The organism is Idiomarina sp. HB (assembly GCF_048059115.1).
GTDB classification, from domain to species: domain Bacteria; phylum Pseudomonadota; class Gammaproteobacteria; order Enterobacterales; family Alteromonadaceae; genus Idiomarina; species Idiomarina abyssalis.
Map to the genome: position 1 here is coordinate 1,097,966 of NZ_JAYLVU010000001.1, position 16,750 is coordinate 1,114,715.

General features: G+C 46.8%; 18 protein-coding genes. All 18 read right to left on the bottom strand.

Annotated elements, in window-relative coordinates:
- Positions 1-44: 44 nt before the first annotated feature.
- The 18 genes from VBY75_RS05465 to VBY75_RS05550 all read right to left on the bottom strand — a co-directional run bounded on the left by VBY75_RS05465 (position 45) and on the right by VBY75_RS05550 (position 16,653).
- The gene (locus VBY75_RS05465; RefSeq protein ID WP_271331618.1) at positions 45-347 is read right to left on the bottom strand and encodes a hypothetical protein; all 303 of its coding nucleotides are present in this window, start codon (positions 345-347) and stop codon (positions 45-47) included.
- Between the two features lie 2 nt (positions 348-349).
- A complete protein-coding gene (gene fliS / locus VBY75_RS05470) occupies positions 350-778 on the bottom strand; it encodes a flagellar export chaperone FliS (RefSeq protein WP_416511409.1) in 429 nt (142 codons plus the stop codon).
- A gap of 18 nt (positions 779-796) precedes the next feature.
- Positions 797-2,194: a flagellar filament capping protein FliD gene (fliD, locus tag VBY75_RS05475; protein WP_271331620.1), complete on the bottom strand. Its 1,398-nt coding sequence runs from the start codon at positions 2,192-2,194 to the stop codon at positions 797-799.
- A 23-nt stretch (positions 2,195-2,217) separates the two neighbouring features.
- Positions 2,218-2,619 carry a flagellar protein FlaG gene (locus tag VBY75_RS05480; protein WP_271331621.1) on the bottom strand — a complete coding sequence of 134 codons (402 nt, stop codon included), beginning with the start codon at positions 2,617-2,619 and terminating at the stop codon, positions 2,218-2,220.
- A 182-nt stretch (positions 2,620-2,801) separates the two neighbouring features.
- Complete coding sequence (locus tag VBY75_RS05485; protein WP_271331622.1) at positions 2,802-3,761, bottom strand: flagellin; 960 nt, start codon at positions 3,759-3,761, stop codon at positions 2,802-2,804.
- Positions 3,762-3,991: 230 nt separating this feature from the next.
- On the bottom strand, positions 3,992-5,200 hold the full coding sequence (gene flgL, locus VBY75_RS05490; protein WP_222236676.1) for a flagellar hook-associated protein FlgL: 1,209 nt from the start codon (positions 5,198-5,200) through the stop codon (positions 3,992-3,994).
- A gap of 14 nt (positions 5,201-5,214) precedes the next feature.
- Entirely contained in the window at positions 5,215-7,224 is a 2,010-nt protein-coding gene (gene flgK, locus VBY75_RS05495) for a flagellar hook-associated protein FlgK (RefSeq protein ID WP_222236675.1), read from the bottom strand.
- A 90-nt stretch (positions 7,225-7,314) separates the two neighbouring features.
- Positions 7,315-8,292 (bottom strand): flagellar assembly peptidoglycan hydrolase FlgJ, encoded by a 978-nt coding sequence (flgJ, locus tag VBY75_RS05500; RefSeq protein WP_416511413.1) that lies wholly within the window; start codon positions 8,290-8,292, stop codon positions 7,315-7,317.
- Between the two features lie 14 nt (positions 8,293-8,306).
- Positions 8,307-9,407 carry a flagellar basal body P-ring protein FlgI gene (locus tag VBY75_RS05505; RefSeq protein ID WP_416511415.1) on the bottom strand — a complete coding sequence of 367 codons (1,101 nt, stop codon included), beginning with the start codon at positions 9,405-9,407 and terminating at the stop codon, positions 8,307-8,309.
- 10 nt (positions 9,408-9,417) lie between these two features.
- Complete coding sequence (gene flgH, locus VBY75_RS05510; protein ID WP_416511417.1) at positions 9,418-10,092, bottom strand: flagellar basal body L-ring protein FlgH; 675 nt, start codon at positions 10,090-10,092, stop codon at positions 9,418-9,420.
- A 23-nt stretch (positions 10,093-10,115) separates the two neighbouring features.
- Positions 10,116-10,904 carry a flagellar basal-body rod protein FlgG gene (gene flgG / locus VBY75_RS05515; RefSeq protein WP_054486737.1) on the bottom strand — a complete coding sequence of 263 codons (789 nt, stop codon included), beginning with the start codon at positions 10,902-10,904 and terminating at the stop codon, positions 10,116-10,118.
- A 22-nt stretch (positions 10,905-10,926) separates the two neighbouring features.
- Positions 10,927-11,670 (bottom strand): flagellar basal body rod protein FlgF, encoded by a 744-nt coding sequence (locus VBY75_RS05520; RefSeq protein ID WP_222236672.1) that lies wholly within the window; start codon positions 11,668-11,670, stop codon positions 10,927-10,929.
- 109 nt (positions 11,671-11,779) lie between these two features.
- A complete protein-coding gene (gene flgE, locus VBY75_RS05525; RefSeq protein ID WP_222236671.1) occupies positions 11,780-13,129 on the bottom strand; it encodes a flagellar hook protein FlgE in 1,350 nt (449 codons plus the stop codon).
- A 15-nt stretch (positions 13,130-13,144) separates the two neighbouring features.
- Positions 13,145-13,828, bottom strand: coding sequence for a flagellar hook assembly protein FlgD (gene flgD / locus VBY75_RS05530; protein ID WP_222236670.1), 684 nt, complete (start codon positions 13,826-13,828; stop codon positions 13,145-13,147).
- A 14-nt stretch (positions 13,829-13,842) separates the two neighbouring features.
- Positions 13,843-14,295: a flagellar basal body rod protein FlgC gene (gene flgC / locus VBY75_RS05535; RefSeq protein ID WP_199493125.1), complete on the bottom strand. Its 453-nt coding sequence runs from the start codon at positions 14,293-14,295 to the stop codon at positions 13,843-13,845.
- A 6-nt stretch (positions 14,296-14,301) separates the two neighbouring features.
- A complete protein-coding gene (flgB, locus tag VBY75_RS05540; RefSeq protein ID WP_054486727.1) occupies positions 14,302-14,706 on the bottom strand; it encodes a flagellar basal body rod protein FlgB in 405 nt (134 codons plus the stop codon).
- Between the two features lie 94 nt (positions 14,707-14,800).
- Positions 14,801-15,637 (bottom strand): CheR family methyltransferase, encoded by an 837-nt coding sequence (locus tag VBY75_RS05545; RefSeq protein ID WP_054486725.1) that lies wholly within the window; start codon positions 15,635-15,637, stop codon positions 14,801-14,803.
- A gap of 83 nt (positions 15,638-15,720) precedes the next feature.
- Positions 15,721-16,653: a chemotaxis protein CheV gene (locus tag VBY75_RS05550; RefSeq protein WP_222236669.1), complete on the bottom strand. Its 933-nt coding sequence runs from the start codon at positions 16,651-16,653 to the stop codon at positions 15,721-15,723.
- Positions 16,654-16,750 lie beyond the last annotated feature (97 nt).

Sequence of the window (16,750 nt, forward strand, 5' to 3'; positions counted from 1 at the left end):
GGTTATAGCACCAAGCGTACGATGAAAAGCACGTTTACGCAACGTCATTCAGGCTCGATATCTTGATAATTACGGATGGTTTTTTTGCCAGTATTTAACTTCGTAAGAGCCTGCTGAGCTTCCTTACGTTCATGCTCAAACCTTTTTTTCTGCTCATCTAACGCCCGTTGAAAACTGAGGATCGTCTTCCCTTTTTCTTCGTACGTCAGATTATCATTATTCATTACTCCCGAGACCTTCTCAGGCAAGCACTGCATAATTGCTGAACACTCTTGTTCGCTAAGCCCTTCCTCTTTAAGTTTAAGAAGAAGCTGCTCTAGCGAGAGACTACTGAAGTCTTCTGACATTCTTACAGGCCACTCGCTTGAGCTTGCTCTAATTGACTAACAGCAACCGTGCGATCTGACATTGGAATAGCATCCCATGCGGATTTTATCTCTTTTAGCAGACCACTTACTTCATCCAAAACGTATACGTCTTTACTTATAGAAGCATCAGCCAGTCTTTCGGTCATGTATAAATACAAATCGTTCAGGTTTTCAGCAACACTGCCGCCAACATCCATTTCAAGACTGGCTCTTAACGACTCAATAATTGCTAAGGCTTTACTAATATAGACACTCTTGTTCTCCAGGTCGTCACGCTGAATAGCGCCTTTTGCATAGCTGATATTTTCAATTGCACCGCCCATCAGCATTTGCACCAATTGATAAGGGTCTGCGCCCGCGACCCGAGCTCTTAGTGACCCCTGAGTGTAACCTTTTAATTTCTTATTCATTTCTACTCCTCCAACGCTTTATGAATCTTTACCACCAAACCCTGGTAGGTTTGATAGCTGCGCTGATAAATATTGCTGTGTGCTTTGCATTTGAGCCAACATAACATCTAACCCCGTGTACTTTTCACGAAGTCGTGCCTCTAGTTGGTCCATACGGTATGAATGCCGTTCACGGTCATCGTCCAGACGATCAAGGTTCTCATTTAAGGCTTTTTCACGGAAAGAAATAGAACCGGTCGAATTAATGTAGTTATCCATTAACCCTTCAAATTGCTTCGCAAACCCGCCTGTACCAGAAAATACACTGGCTACAGAATCAAGATCCTGATCAAGTGCTTCGTCGAAGCTTCTTACGACATTGGTTTTCTCTAGCTTACCCTCATCATTGAGGCTTAAACCGATATCGAAGAGTGTCTCAAAGTCACCGGCATTATTAACTTTAGCTGATAATGTACTAACCATCTGACGTTGCAAACCTCGCATGGTCGCATCTGCCTGCAACGGCTGACCGGTATCGGTCGCTTTATCCATGATGTCGACTACAGCGTTATAGCTTTTTATGAATTCATCAACTAGCTTCGTAACACCTTCGCGATCACGGCCAATATCAACCGAGGCTGACTCACCGGCTTCGCTAACAGCTTCAGCTGTCACTGTTGACCCTTGAATCACGTCAGTAAAAGTATTGGTACTATTGGTTGCGACAATACCGTCAATGACAATCTCAGCATCTGTAGCTTCATCACCCGCGGCAATAGTCATGCCGCCCGCACCACCGCCATTAGCCACTGTCGACAAGGCATCAAGCTCAGCATTATCGTTAGTGACTTCTAAATCGTTACCAGCGCCAGTTATCTCTGAACTATAAACCAGCTTCGCTTCGGTTCCTGTATTTATAATGTTAGCAGTTACACCAATATTGTCCGTTGAATTATTAACGGCTTGTCGAATATCTTCGAGAGTCGCATTGGCATCAACAGCGACAGAAAAGCTTTCCGCGCCAGCGCCAAAGGTTAGAGTGCTTGCCTGCGAGGTGATAACCTGCTCAGAAGAGGTAAAGGCTCCGGCAGTGGAAACAGCACGAGACCCCTGAGCTAATTGATTAACCGCAATATCAAAATTCCCAGAAGTTGCATCTGTTCCTGCAGAAAACGAAATAATATCGCCAGATGCTGGTTGCGTAACCGTTGCTGTACGCTTTGCAAACTCGTCAGGGTCGGCAAGCTTTCCTAAAACATCATCCAGCTTAGAGAGGGCTGACTTAACCGCTCCTAACGCAGAAAGCTCAGTCGAATAGCGCTGCTCTGCGCGTGCAAACTGTGCTTGCTTAGGTTGATTAGTCGCAGCAACCGTCGATCGAATAATCGATTCCAGATCTAAACCAGAACCTACACCTGCGGAAGAAAATAAAGGCATAGTCGTTCTCCTCTCTTGCTACATTAAATTTGCTGGTCGAGTAAAATACCCGTACGCTCTGAGTTCTTATCGGCCATTTCATCCAAAGCTTTAGAAAGTTTCACTACCAGCTCGGATGGAATTTGGCGAATCATCTCACCGCTATCTCTATCGACCACTTGAACAACCGGTGGTTCACCGCGCTCTTCAATAACAAACTGAAGGCTGGTACTACGAATTGCATCGGATTGATTCATTTCTTCTACAACCTCAGCCACCGACTTTTCACTGGCCTTAGCGTCAGTTTGCTTCTCTTGCCCTTCTTGTTTCACTTGTTGAACCGTGTCAATAACCTTTTCTTTCTTTTCAACAACTGGAGAAGGCGTGGTTCTATCGGTTGAAACATTATAAGCAAGCTGAGAGCTTTCAAGTTTAAGTTCAGCCATAATGATCACCATTACTTTGTTTATACTATTTAAGCACACATACGCACTTAAAACACTTATCCATGTTTGTTATCGGCTGACCTTAATAGAAACTTTAGTTTTTTATTGTACTTTTTTTAGACATAAAAAAACCGGAGCCAAAGCTCCGGTTTTTAAGCGTAAACTGATTATCTCTGAAGAGATTATCCAAGCAGCTGTAGAGCCGCCTGTGGACGCTGGTTAGCCTGCGCAAGGATAGTCTGAGAAGCCTGCTGCAGAATCTGAGCCTGAGTCAGTTTTGCAGTTTCAGCGGCAAAGTCAGCGTCTTTAATACGTGATTTTGCTTCGCTCAAGTTTTCAGAAACGTTACCCTGGTTACGAATCGTTGACTGGAAACGGTTCTGAGTAGCACCCAGTTCAGCACGTTTCTTATCAACAACCGCAATCATTGAGTCCATACCCGCTAAAACAACCTGTGCGTTAGCTTCTGATGTAACAGAGATATTACCTGAAGCAAACATGCCCGCGAAAGTCGCGTTATCGGCGTCAGCAGCGTAAACAGAACCAACAATTGTTGAAACCTGGTCACCTGTAACAGTAGATGCTGCACCTGCAATACCTGACAGAGTAAAGCCGCCATTTGCAGAAATATCGTTACCTGCAGCAGTACCACCAACCTGAGTCATGGTGATGCCGATAGTCTGGTTAGCATCAGCGCCAACCTGGAAGTTCGCTTCATAAGTACCGTCAAGCAAGTTCTGGCCACCGAACGTGGTGTCACTTGCAATACGGTTAACTTCGGTCATCAGGGCATCAATTTCTTCCTGGATTGCAACACGGTCTTCGTCAGTGTTAGAACCGTTAGAAGCTTGCTGCGCCAAAGTACGAACGCGCTGGAAAGTATTGGTAATTTCGTCCAATGCACCTTCAGCTGTTTGCGCCAAAGAGATACCGTCGTTAGCGTTACGGTTACCTTGGTTAAGGCCGTCAATCTGTGAACCTAAGCGGTTTGAGATTTGCAGACCTGCAGCATCATCTGCTGCGCTGTTGATACGGAAGCCTGACGACAAACGTTCGAATGCCTGGTCAAGCGAGTTACCTGAGCTGATCAGCTGACGCTGTGCGTTCAATGAGCTGACGTTAGTATTTACATATAAAGGCATAATAATGCTCCTCAGTTTCTGGCCTAAGCTTGGATTCAATCGTTGTTGCCAAGCTGGAGGAAGTGTTCGGCTTCGTGTTTCGCCTGGTTAAAATTTCCTCTCACAAAGGGTATCGGCAGGAGTTTGGGGAGCTTTAATCTTTTTTTGAAAAATTTTTAGATTTTTTTAGCCTGACAATTATGTCAGCTGAAATCAGCGACCTGACGTTAACGTCAGGTCGCAGGGGGGGGTTAGATATAGTCAAACAAACTTAAACGACTCACCCGGGAAAATACCTGTTGGGCGGCTGAGTAAATTGTTTCGTTTTTAATGAGGTCAGTCACTGCTGTCGAATAATCAACGTCTGCAATATCTGAGCGTGCTTTCTTATTAATAATCTCAATATCTGCATTACTTAGCTTGGAGCTCTCCAGAACATTTAAACGAGCGCCGACTTTTGCCTGAGTATCCGTAAGACTTGAAATTGCATCATCGAAAGAATCTAAAGAAGAGGCAATTTCCTCACGGAAAAAACCTTTATCTTCAGGACCGGAGTTTTCCAGCGCATTTGCCAAATCAGCTACCTGAGTCACCAAGTTTCTAGACACCGGTTCACCAATGTCAAAATCAATAACGTCACCGTTAGCAACATCATTGGTTGTTTCAATTTCAACACCATTGTAGGTAATGGTATCGCCTGGATTATAAGGTACAGCCGCCTGTACTACGTTGCCGCCACCATCAAGAACATCGTATGTTCCGGCACCAAACTGAATGCTTGCAGATTGAGTGTCAGGATCCCCGGCATCCCAATAATTGGCAAGCGCTTCTCTATCAGCAGCTTTTAAACTCTTAACCAAGTTATCTCCTGCAGTGAAGTCTATATCGACACGCTTGGATAACCCGTTGAACACTTTACTGCCCGGGTCACCTGCCGGAAGATACAGGCTGGGTGATAACTGAATTTTTCGTTGCCCATCATCGCTGCGGTAAGAGTAAGACTCGGATGCGTTATCGTATTCCATTGGTTGAATACGGTTTTGATAGCCAGCAAAGATGTATTCACCGGCTTCGTCCTGCGCATTAGTGAAGTCAAACAAGGCCTGTTCAATATTTCGCAGTTCAAGCGCAACAGCCTCCCGGTTTTCAGCTGACAAACTGCCGTTCCCTGCCTGAACAGCTAAGGTACGAGCGCGCTGAACATAGTCAACCATATTAGACAGTACGCTCTCTTCACGGCGCAGATTATTCTCCAGCGTTACTGAGTTACGGTCAAACTGCGCATTTTGCGCGAGCTTTTCATCCAGAGCCAACACCTGTGAATTACCGATCGGGTCATCCGCCGGGCTCAGAATACGGGTTTGTTTCGTCAACTGCAGTTGCACTTTGTCCAGTCGAGACTGAGACGTTGTCAGGCTGTCCTGGGCTCGCTGATAAAATAAACTGGTACTTAATCTCATCTTATCTCACCTCTTTAACCTAACGAACGCAGCAGCGTATCGAAAATGGTCTGCGACGTTGTAATAATGCGGGCCGATGCAGTATAAGCCTGCTGATACTGAATCAAATTAGCCGCTTCTTCTTCCAGGTTCACACCTGACTGTGACTCATACAAAGCTTCGGTTTGGCCCTTAATTGCTTCAGCTGATTCACGCAATACGCGATTCTGGCTCACCTTACTACCAACATCCGACACCAAACGACCATAACTTTCATTAAAGGTCATAGTCGGTTCAAAGTCTTCCGCACCGTCACGGCGTACAAGTTGTTGGCGTTGCAGATCAGACAGTTCCTGGCCATTACTATTGTCATCAAAGCCGTTGAGGTTGTATTCCATTTCATAAGAATCACCTACAGCAGGTTCTCCGTTTATATCTACATCGTAATCAGGGTCAGCTAAGCCTGCTTGCGCTAGAACTCCGTCTAGATCGGTTGTTCCTGTAACCGTACCTAAACTGGTGCCATCTTTAGCAAAAACTTCCAGGTCATACGAGTTACCTGTCTTGCCCGTTATTTCTATGCGCGCCGGAGCACTGTCCAGCAATGTATTATTGGCTGTATCGTAGTAGTCGTCGGGGGTGTTAATAGCACTCAGTTCAATACTGGCAGCGCCTTGGTTATCCATGCCGTCTTTCACACGAACAGGGCTCGCAAGCGCAATATCCTCGGGCCGGCGAACCGCTAAACTGATTTCAGAAGCCGCACTCTCTGCTGGTTTTACTAAAAATTTATCTCCGGCGTTTGCTGTATTCGCAACATTTAAAGAAATACCATACTCAACAATGTCAGCACTACCGGCGGTTAAAGTACCGGTAACAACATCAGCACCGTCCAGAGGTTTGCCCTGAGCGTCCACAGCCACAACTTCGTAATCAGTTGCGCTGGTCATTGTCACCTGCAGGTTTTCAGAAGGAAAGGATTCACTGTTGCCTTCTAACACCAGCGCAGTTACTTCAGCATTGCCGGTATTTTCGTCGTATGCCAGACCGGAGGCTTCAGTCAAAGACAAGTCAAAGAGCTTACGTCCCAATTGATTATCAAGATCCATACCTTTTTGGTTCTGAGTATTAAGGCTATCAGCAATACGCACAGCCAACTGGCCTAAACGTCTCTGAGTTGGCATTAAGGTTTCATCTCGGTACTCGAGGTAACCGCCTACCTGACCACCAACTTCATCGACCGGCACTAAGAATTCGCTTTTACTGCCACCACCATGTTCTTTCTGAAGCATAAACTCCAGACGCTCAGTGTTAGGATTATTCTTAACCGCTACTGAATTAAATCGCCCATCTTCCAGGACTAAAGGTTGCCCATTTTTCAGGTGCACACTTAAACCGCCATTGTCACGTTCGATGACACTGAACTGAACCAGTTCGGCCAGCTTACGCAGCTCTTCGTCCCGCTGGTTCATCAGCGCGTTGGTATCGCCATTGGCATTACTGCCGCCCTGTGAAGCAAAAATCCGTTCGTTCAGGCTACCGATATTCTCAGCGATAGAATTAATGCGATCCGTAGACAACTTGAGTCGGTCATTAATGATATCTTTTTGGTCATTCAGATAACCGGAAAAGTCATTGAACTTAGTCACCATTGCATCGGCATCGGCCAAAATAAGCTGACGAGCCGTTACTGACCCTGGATCATTATTAGCGTCTTGCAGCGTATTGAAGAAATTTTCAATACTGGATGACACGTTAGTTGTACTGTCACCTAGCAAAGTATCGAGCTGTTCTGCCTGCTGAAGGTTAGCTTCATAATAGCTAACTTTGGAAATGTCGGTACGTAGTTGTCGGTTGGCGAACTCATCAATCATTCTCTGCACACGAACACGCTCAAGCCCGCCGTACGAAGACTCAAGGTATTCTGTACGCTCTCGCACATAGCTCGGCGTATTTGCATTGTTAATGTTTTGACCGGTCGTCTGCAGGCTACGCTGGTGTGCCAGTATCCCGTTTTTACCGAGTTGTAATAAGTCAAAACTCATCGATGATTCTCCAGTTACTCTATGACCGTTATCGGCACCGAGCGAATATTATTTAGCCAACACGGCAATTTTTTGCCGCCTGCCGCATTCCTAAATTTCTTTATCAATAAAAGCCGGGTTATTTAATACCGACTGAATCTTTTGTGCGTATTGCGGATCGGTCGCGTAACCGGCGTCCTGCAGTGCTTGCGTATACTGCTTCGGATCATCAGCGACTTTCAGTGCCTGCTGGTAACGCGGATGTTCTTTTATAAAGTTTACGTAGTCCTGCAAGCTCTGTTCCACATTGGCGTAGGAACGAAACGCTGCGCGCTCTTTGCGGGCTACTTCACCGTCAAACTCCAGGGTGCTGACATGAGACTTATCGCCTTCCCAGCGCGTATCCGCTTTAATGTTGAACAGGTTGTTACTGGAACCACCATGGCGTCCTGGTACCAACCGCTTGCCCCAGCCGGTTTCCAGTGCCGCCTGCGCCATCAGAACATCCGGATTTAAACCGGCTTCTTTGGCGATTCTCTCGGCATGAGGTTTTAGCGCAGCAATAAAGCTTTGCGGGGAATTAAAAGTCGCATCGCCATCGCTCAGTTTGGCGGTATTCACTCGCTGATTCCCGTAATACAGACCCGCATCAATGCCGCCCTGGTCACTGACTTTCTGCGAGGCATTGCTCATGTCGGCGCGGTTCTTCATGCGCGGGTCGTCAAGGTTCGCGCCGTTGCGGTTCATTGATGCCGGAACATAACTGTCGTCACCACCTAACTGCTTTACCATCAACTCAGCCAAGCCCAGGGTTCCCTGGCTGGACAGTTCTGAAGTCAGCTGCTGGTCATACATATCGCGGTACATATTGGTGTAACGGTTATCAAGTAAGTTGTCTTTTTCAAACACGGCGTTGGCCTTTCGCATACTGCCCATCACCATATTCAGAAATATGGCTTCAAACTGCTGCGCGGCTTCCATCAAGGCTTCTTTGTCATCGGGCTTGAACGCACGCTTCCGCAGCCCGTCCAGGCTGTGGGTATCCATGGCGTGCTGCGCTTGCTTTAGATGAGAGTCTGAAACCGTCATAGTTTAAACCGCCGCTAGATTACAATAAGCTCGCCAGATAACGCACCGGCTTGTTTCAATGCTTCCAGGACAGCAATCATGTCGCTGGGAGCTGCCCCAATTTGATTCACTGCGCGAACCAAATCATTCAGCGTGGTTCCGGGCTCGAAAACAAACATACGGGCATCATCCTGATTGACGTCAATTATCGACTGGGGTGTAACAACAGTCTCTCCCTGACCAAAGGGGTTTGGCTGATCCACATTCACGTTCTCAGCAATGGTCACTTGCATGTTGCCATGTGCAACCGCTGCAGGGCGCAGTTCAACATTCTGACCAACCACAATAGTCCCAGTACGCGAGTTTACAATAATTTTCGCGGCCGCCGAGGCTTGTTGTACTTCCAGGTTTTCCAGTGTCGACATGTAGCTGACCCGCTGATTCATATCTCGAGGAGCTCTTACCCGAACAGAAGTTGCGTCTACTGCCTGAGCCGTGCCTTCGCCAACTAAGCCGTTGATGGTTTCTGCCATACGCTTGGCTGTCGTGAAATCGGACTGGTGCAGGTTAAAGGTAAAGTAATCGGAAGAGCCAAAACCGGACAGAACCTCACGTTCAACGACGCCACCATTCGGAATTCGGCCGACCGTCGGCGTGTTAATAACAATACGGGAACCATCATTACCTTCGGCGCCTAAGCCGCCCACAATTAGGCTGCCCTGCGCAACCGCATAAACTTCACCATTGGCACCTTTCAAAAAGGTTTGCAACAAGGTTCCGCCAGTCAAACTATCGGCACTGCCAACAGAAGACACGGTGACATCAATTTTTTGACCGGGTTTTGCGAAGGCAGGCAGATCCGCATGTACGGCAACAGCCGCCACATTATCAATTTTGGGTCGTTCATTAGCGGGAATATTAATGCCGAAATTACCCAGCATGGTGCGGAATGTCTGATCGGTAAACGGCGTCTGTTCACCCGTTCCCGGTAAACCGACTACCAGACCATAACCAATAAGTTGGTTGTCACGAATGCCCTGAACCGACGCAATATCTTTTATGCGTGAAGCCTGTACCGGAGCAACCAGCATTGACATCAGGCTGACCGAAAGTGCAATGAATTTAACCGTTCTCATGCCTTACTCCTTAGAATGGCCATACTGGGCTGTTGAAGAACCGAGTTAACCAACCCTGCTCCTGAACTTGCGCCAGACTGCCTGTACCCGAGTACTCTATGCGCGCGTTCGCCACGCGAGTGGATGGGATCTGGTTAGCTGCAGTAATATCCTGAGGCCGGATCATACCGGTTAAACGAATGTACTCGTCACCGGTATTTATGCGCATCCACTTTTCACCCCGAACAATTAAATTACCGTTTGGCAGTACTTTTATAACCGTAACGGTAATCTCACCGTTAAGCTGATTACTCTGATCAGAGCTTCCGTCACCGCTGAAGTTTCTGGTGCCATTTACGCCTGCCGATAAAGGGTTACCGCCAACGGTAATGTCACGCCCAAACATCGTTGGTGCGCCGAGTTCTGCCGAACTCTCTTTTGAGGTTTCAGTGGTTGCCGTTTTGCTGGCCGTTGTCTGTTCCTGTAGCGTCACAGTAATAATGTCGCCTAACCGCCGCGCTTTAATATCGGAATACAGGTTGTCTGCGTAAGCGTCCTGAAATAAAGAGCCTGTTGGTACAACGGGCTGGGCACGCTCTTCCGGTAATACGGGTGCGTAATATGGGTCATTTGGCATCGGTTTATGTGGCGTTTGCGCACACCCCGCCATGACCAACGTTGTTAAAGTAAAAAGTAAAAAACGCATAGACTCACCCGCTATTTATTCAATTAAAGCTGCTGATTCACATAGCTCAACATCTGGTCTACAGAAGAAATCACTTTTGAATTCATCTCGTAACCCCGTTGGCTTTCAATCAGATTCACCAGCTCTTCAGTTACATTCACATTTGAGGTTTCCAGCGCGCCTTGAATGGTATTCCCCATTCCGTCAACACCCGGAACGGCTTCTAAAGGCGCACCACTTACGGCTGTCTCTTTATATAAATTCTGACCCATAGGTTGTAAGCCCGCCGGGTTAATAAAGTTAACCAGGTTAAGCTGCCCGACAACAACATTGTCCGGGTTGCCCGGTTGAGTAACCGTTACTTCACCTTCTTGCGAAATACTGACCGACATCGCGTCTTCAGGAATCTGGATAGCCGGCTCTATGGTATAACCGTTACCTGACGTTACCATTTCACCTTCTTCGTTCAGTGAAAACTGACCATTACGGGTATAGGAAATGTTTCCATCCGGCATCAACACCTGAAAGAAGCCTTTGCCGTCAATCATCACATCCAGTGAGTTGTCCGTTGTCTGAACATTACCCTGGGTATGTGCTTTTTGCGTTGCAACTACTTTGGTACCGGCACCAAGCATCAAACCATTAGGTAGCTCAGTGTCCTGTGCGGACTGACCGCCTGGCTGATTAATGTTTTGGTACAGCAAATCTTCGAACACCGCCCGGCTTTTCTTAAAGCCAATCGTGCTGGAGTTCGCCAGGTTGTTGGAAATGACTGAAATATCGCGTTGCTGCGCATCCAGTCCGGTTTTACTTATCCATAATGCTGGGTTCATAGTGTTTCTCCTCGGGCTACGATTAGCTCATTCTCATCAGCGATTCTGAGCGCTGTGCGTTCTCATCGGCCGTCTTCATTAATTTGACGTTCATTTCATACTGGCGCTGCAGTGCAATCATATGTGTCATTTCTTCGACACTATTGACATTGCTCCCTTCCAGAGCGCCAATTTCCAGTTTCACGTTGGCATCCGCAAAAGCCTGCTGGCCATCTTTTAGCTTAAACAGGCCATCATTACCTTTTTCTATGTTGCCGTTCGGTGGATTCACCAGCTTAATCCGGTCAACCACCTCCATAGCATCTGCCGGCGCGCCCATTGGACGAATCGACACATTCCCGTTCGAGCCTATAACCAAATTATCAATCGGCATCGGCACAAAAATAGGGCCATTGTCACCCAATACCGTCTGACCATTGGAGTTTTTCAACATGCCATCGGTGCCAACTTCCAGACTGCCATTTCGGGTGTAACGCTCATTGCCATTACCGTCGTCGACCGCAATCCAGCCCTGGTCTTTAATCGCAACATCCATGTTACGTCCGGTCGCCTGTATTGCCCCACTGGCAAAGTTTTGCCCCGGGCTTTCTGTCATAGAAAACACACGAGTCGGCAAACCTTCACCAAAGGCCTGCATTGCCCTTGCCTGTTGTAAGTCGGCTTTAAATGCCGTGGTATTGGCGTTAGCTAAGTTATTGGCGCGTACGGCAACGGAGTTCATATTCTCCTTTGCGCCGCTCATCGCTACCCATAGCATCTTGTCCATAGCTGACCTCCAGCCAAAATTTTGTCATATGCGTTTGATAATGCAGATTTCATGCCAGAAACAAAAAAAGACGCCCGAAGGCGTCTTTTTAATCGACAGATAAAAGCGATTAACGAATCTGAAGAATGGTCTGATTAATGGTGTTATTAACTTCAAGCGAACGTGAGTTTGCCTGGAAGTTACGTTGCGCTGTAATTAAGTCAACCAACTCTTTGGTCAGGTTAACGTTTGAGTTTTCAAGCGCAGAAGCTTCAATACCACCAAAAGTACCGGTATTCGCTTCACCAGAAAGCGGCTCGCCCGAGTCAATGCTCTCACGCCACTTGGTACCACCAATTTGCGTCAGGCCTTGTTCATTAGCAAAGCGAACAATGGAAACCTGACCCAGGTACTGAACATCACCATTAGAGTAAGTTGCCGCAATTAAACCTGACTTATCAATATCCACGTTCGTTAAGCGTCCAACTGTGCTGCCATCCTGATCAAGGTTAGTCACCTCAAAATCTGAAGCAAACTGAGTAGGACTGGTAGTACCCGAAAGATCCTGGAAGTTAAACTGGACCGTTTGGGCATCTGCACCGTTGTTTAAATACGGGTCGCCCGCGGCGTTATTACCTGACAAGTCAATTGAACCGGGATCAAACGTCGTTTGTCCGGCTGGAACATCCGGCTCACCGTTTCCTAAAAAGGTTAGGCGTAACCCTGAGTTGCCATTAATTGAGGTATCAGGGGATGCTACCGCTGTTCCCGTCGGAGCTAAGTCGATTTCATCACCATCAAAAGTGGCGTAAACGTCCCATTGGTTATTATCCCGCTTCACATAGTAAGTCGATAATGTATGTGACTCACCTAATGAATCATAGATAGTTGCAGAAGTAGAGCTGTGATACGTACTTGGTGTATCAGGATCAAATGGGTTAGCAGCGCCATCTATCGGTGAGCGACGCGCATCAACGTTAAAAGCAGTAAAGACATTATCGGTATTTTGCGGTGCACCAGCTACATCCGGAATACGAATAGGTTGAGTCGTAGCCAAAGCCACCGATGATGCGGTACCACTGTTACGGTCAACTTGGTAGCCCTGTAGATAGTTACCTTGGTTATCAACGATGAACTTGTCATCGTTTAACTTAAAAGCACCTGAACGGGTATAAGTCATATCACGCGAACCAAGGCCATCGGTAGTCGCAAAAAAGCCGTTACCTGAAATAGCCATATCCAACGAGTTTTCAGTGAAGTCCAGTGTTCCCTGGCTAAACTGCTGCGCCACCGATGAGGTTAAAACACCGTCACCCACTTTTGTGTTACCTGCGTTAAAAATGCTCGTCGCATAAACGTCCGCAAACTCTGCGCGGGACTGTTTAAAGCCCGTTGTTTTCACGTTTGAAATATTATTCGCGGTCGTATCCAGATCTTTCTGCGATGCGTTGATTCCGCTGAGTGCAATATTAAATGACATAAGTCACCTCACCTGTTAGCTAATTTCAGTCACATCAGAAAGCTTGATGCCACCTAATCCTTTAAGATTCAAAACCACACCGCGATCACCGCCGGTGCTGACACTTTGCACGCGAGCGTGCATCTGTATGGGTAATTCTTCAGTCTGGCCACCGACACTGGCATTTACCGAGAAGGAATAATTTCCAGCCGGAGCTTCCGAGCCGTCAGACATTGTTCCGTCCCACTCAAACTCTTTCGTGCCTTGAGGCATATCTCCCAAATTAATGGTTTTAACCAAGGCTCCGGTTGAGTCCTTAATATTAATTTTCACATTCTGGGCTGACTGCGGGGTTGCTATCATTCCCGTAACTCCAGCGCCTGACTCAAGGTTGGCCTGGTCTGTCGGCACCAGAACTTTGCGACCAACCATAGTTGAAGCCTGTAACGCCTGATTTGAAGTCATATCATTTGCAAACTGGTCAAAACGATCCGACAAGCCACTGATACCTTCCGCCATGGTAAAGCTGGTCATCTGAGCAATCATTTGATCATTCTCAACCGGCTTAGACGGGTCTTGCATATTCAACTGCTCGGTTAACAGCTTGAAGAAGTCTTCCTGCTCGAGCTTTTGCTGTTCATCCGGATCAGCATACTCGGCACCTTCATCCTTCTTCCACTTCATGCCATCGATGTAGGAATTATTGCTTACGCCTTCCATTTGTTATCTCCTGCTTACCCTTGACCCAGACGCAATAAACGCTGTGTCATTGTTTTGGCAGTGTCCGCTACCTGCACATTTGTCTGGTAGGAACGCGAAGCCGAAATCATATTTGCCATCTCTTCCATAGTGTTAACGTTAGGCCGATAGATGTAGCCACTCTCGTCAGCCATAGGATGATTTGGAGCATATTCAATTTGTAGTGGGTCCTGGCTTTCAACGATTCCCAAAACCTTAACGCCGGCGGCCTGTCCTGCCTGAGTCTGATTAGTCAGGCTGTTACCTTTATAATCCCCTCTGGCATCCGCTAAAGCCGTTGCGAAAACCGGGTTTCTCGCTCGGTAGGTTTCATCAATACTGCTACTTACCGAGTTGGCATTGGCCAGGTTACTTGCCGTTGTGTTCAGTCTTACTGACTGCGCACTCATGGCAGAACCGGTCACATTAAAAATATTAAACAGACTCATGACTTATTATCTCCCTTGTCCGCCCAAGGCTTTCTTCACGCCACTAATACGGCCGTCGAGAAAGTTCATGGTCATTTCATATTCCAGTGCATTTTGTGCATACAAGTTTTGTTCCAACTGCACATCAACGGTATTACCGTCACCGGTATCCGGCTGTGATGGAACTCGGAACTTCTCTGTACCCTGAGGTTTTATCTCAACGCTGAAGTGTTTTTCGTGGGTGCGTGCCATTTTATGGTTTTCCATACCACGCTGCGCTTGTTGCAACGCTTGCTGGAAGTCCAGACCTTTGGCCTTGTAGCCCGGGGTGTCGGCATTGGCGATATTATTGGCAATAAGCTCCGCTCGTTGAGTACGTATACCCAGCGTGTGTTGCTGTATTCCCATAAGTTTATCCATGGAAAGTGCCATATTTTTGTCTCCACAGTGTTCGATGGTGAAGACAATGCAGGAAGCGTGCCAGTTTAATTAGAAAAGGTTTTTAGCGGGTATGCTCTGCGGCAGGCTATTTTCTTCTGTAAATAATGCCGGGCTGGCAGCGGATCATTTCAAAATCGTCGGTGAGTCCGGAAATAGACTCTGAGGCACCCAGGAAAAGATAGCCACCGGGGTTTAGTGATTGCCGAAATTGGGCAATAATTTTCCGCTTTACTTCCGGGGCAAAGTAAATAAGGACATTGCGGCAAAAAATTACGTCAAACTTACCCAACAAAGAATAGCTGTCCAATAAGTTCAGATGGCGAAAGTGAATGAATTGCTTAAGTTCATCTTTTATTTTCATAGAACCAGGCTTACTTGCGGCGTCGGTGAAAAACTTTTTACGTCGCTCTGCTGACAAGCCGCGGGCCAAAGCAAGGCTGTCATATTCTCCGATGCCACACTGCTCCAGAACCTTATTCGAAATATCCGTAGCCGTTACCTTTATTCCGGCACGCAATGCGCCGGGACTCTTCGCCTTATACTCTAAATACGTCATCGCAATAGAATACGGCTCTTGTCCTGATGAACAGGCAGCCGACCATATTTTTAAAGGTCCGGAATGATTTTTATATTCGGGGAAGATTCGATTACTCAGAATTTCGAACGGATAAGTGTCACGGAACCACAAAGTCTCATTGGTGGTCATTGCGTCAATTACCGCAGCACGTAAAGCACGTTCACTAATTTTCATTGAACGTTTTACCAGCTCAGCTAAAGAGTCGACATTAAAACGCCCCATCAAAGGGCCTAAACGACTCTTCACCAGGTAGAGTTTGCTCTCACCCAGTACAATTCCGCACTGATGCTCCAGAAATTGACGAAATTCCTGATATTCCGATAAACTTAATTCGCGATTCAACACGTTATATAAACTACTTCCATTTCGGTTTTTGTTTCGTAGCCTGACGTTCACGCCAGGTCCGATATCTCACCTGACGTAAAACGTCAGTCTACAACCGTATTAAGCCATTTTTGAACAGCGGTCGCTAGTTCATCCGGATGAAATTTTGCAATAAAATCATCGGCTCCAACTTTCTTCACCATAGCCTGATTAAAGACGCCACTCAATGATGTATGCAAAATAACGTGAACATCACGCAAATTTGGGTCAGCCTTTATTTCTGCGGTTAAGGTATACCCATCCATTACCGGCATCTCAACGTCAGAAACTAATACCGGAACATGAGGATGCACAAGCCCCCCAACCTCTTTGGACTTCTCTTTTAAATAGTCTAAAGCTTCTTTACCGTTCTTCTTAACCTCTAACGAAATTCCTAAAGACTGCAACGCTCGTTTGATCTGATTACGGGCAACTGAAGAGTCATCAGTAATTAAGATGGTTAAATCTTCTTTTGCCACGTTGATTGGCGCATTGGCAACATCGTCGCTGACGTCCATATTGGTTGGCATAATGTCAGCAAGGATTCGCTCAACATCGATAATCTCAACCAGCTCATCCTCAATTTGAGTAACGGCTGTTAAGTAAGCGCCCCTTCCTGTGCCTTTCGGCGGTGGCATGACATCTTCCCAGTTAATATTAATAATGCGGTCAACTCCACCCACCAGGAACCCCTGAATGGTTCGATTGTACTCCGCAATAATTACAAAGCGATTTTCAATACCGGTTAACTCGGGTCCACCAGTCGCCATACTTAAGTCAATAATGGAAATAGCCTGCCCCCGAATGTGCGCAACACCTCGAATAAGAGGGTTTCGCCGAGGCATAGCGGTCAGTTTAGGACAAGGCAGAACTTCACGCACCTTAAATACGTTAATGCCAAACCGCTGCCTGCCATTAAGGTTAAACATTAAAAGTTCAAGCCGGTTTTGTCCGACCATTTGTGTGCGCTGATTCACTGAATCAAGAATACTGGCCATTATTCACTCCTGTTATATGGCAGGGGACCTCTACTTCGGCACGGTACTTGCTTACATCAACAACAACCATACTGAAACCATCGAACTGCCGAACTTT

Bases quoted from the DNA above. Each gene is read 5' to 3' on its own strand.
- VBY75_RS05520 (WP_222236672.1), bottom strand. From the start codon at position 11,670: ATGGACAAGATGCTATGGGTAGCGATGAGCGGCGCAAAGGAGAATATG.
- fliS (WP_416511409.1), bottom strand. From the start codon at position 778: ATGAATAAGAAATTAAAAGGTTACACTCAGGGGTCACTAAGAGCTCGG.
- VBY75_RS05505 (WP_416511415.1), bottom strand. From the start codon at position 9,407: ATGAGAACGGTTAAATTCATTGCACTTTCGGTCAGCCTGATGTCAATG.
- flgL (WP_222236676.1), bottom strand. From the start codon at position 5,200: ATGAGATTAAGTACCAGTTTATTTTATCAGCGAGCCCAGGACAGCCTG.
- VBY75_RS05550 (WP_222236669.1), bottom strand. From the start codon at position 16,653: ATGGCCAGTATTCTTGATTCAGTGAATCAGCGCACACAAATGGTCGGA.
- VBY75_RS05485 (WP_271331622.1), bottom strand. From the start codon at position 3,761: ATGCCTTTATATGTAAATACTAACGTCAGCTCATTGAACGCACAGCGT.
- flgC (WP_199493125.1), bottom strand. From the start codon at position 14,295: ATGAGTCTGTTTAATATTTTTAATGTGACCGGTTCTGCCATGAGTGCG.
- fliD (WP_271331620.1), bottom strand. From the start codon at position 2,194: ATGCCTTTATTTTCTTCCGCAGGTGTAGGTTCTGGTTTAGATCTGGAA.
- VBY75_RS05465 (WP_271331618.1), bottom strand. From the start codon at position 347: ATGTCAGAAGACTTCAGTAGTCTCTCGCTAGAGCAGCTTCTTCTTAAA.
- flgG (WP_054486737.1), bottom strand. From the start codon at position 10,904: ATGAACCCAGCATTATGGATAAGTAAAACCGGACTGGATGCGCAGCAA.
- flgD (WP_222236670.1), bottom strand. From the start codon at position 13,828: ATGGAAGGCGTAAGCAATAATTCCTACATCGATGGCATGAAGTGGAAG.
- flgB (WP_054486727.1), bottom strand. From the start codon at position 14,706: ATGGCACTTTCCATGGATAAACTTATGGGAATACAGCAACACACGCTG.
- flgH (WP_416511417.1), bottom strand. From the start codon at position 10,092: ATGCGTTTTTTACTTTTTACTTTAACAACGTTGGTCATGGCGGGGTGT.
- VBY75_RS05480 (WP_271331621.1), bottom strand. From the start codon at position 2,619: ATGGCTGAACTTAAACTTGAAAGCTCTCAGCTTGCTTATAATGTTTCA.
- flgE (WP_222236671.1), bottom strand. From the start codon at position 13,129: ATGTCATTTAATATTGCACTCAGCGGAATCAACGCATCGCAGAAAGAT.
- flgJ (WP_416511413.1), bottom strand. From the start codon at position 8,292: ATGACGGTTTCAGACTCTCATCTAAAGCAAGCGCAGCACGCCATGGAT.
- flgK (WP_222236675.1), bottom strand. From the start codon at position 7,224: ATGAGTTTTGACTTATTACAACTCGGTAAAAACGGGATACTGGCACAC.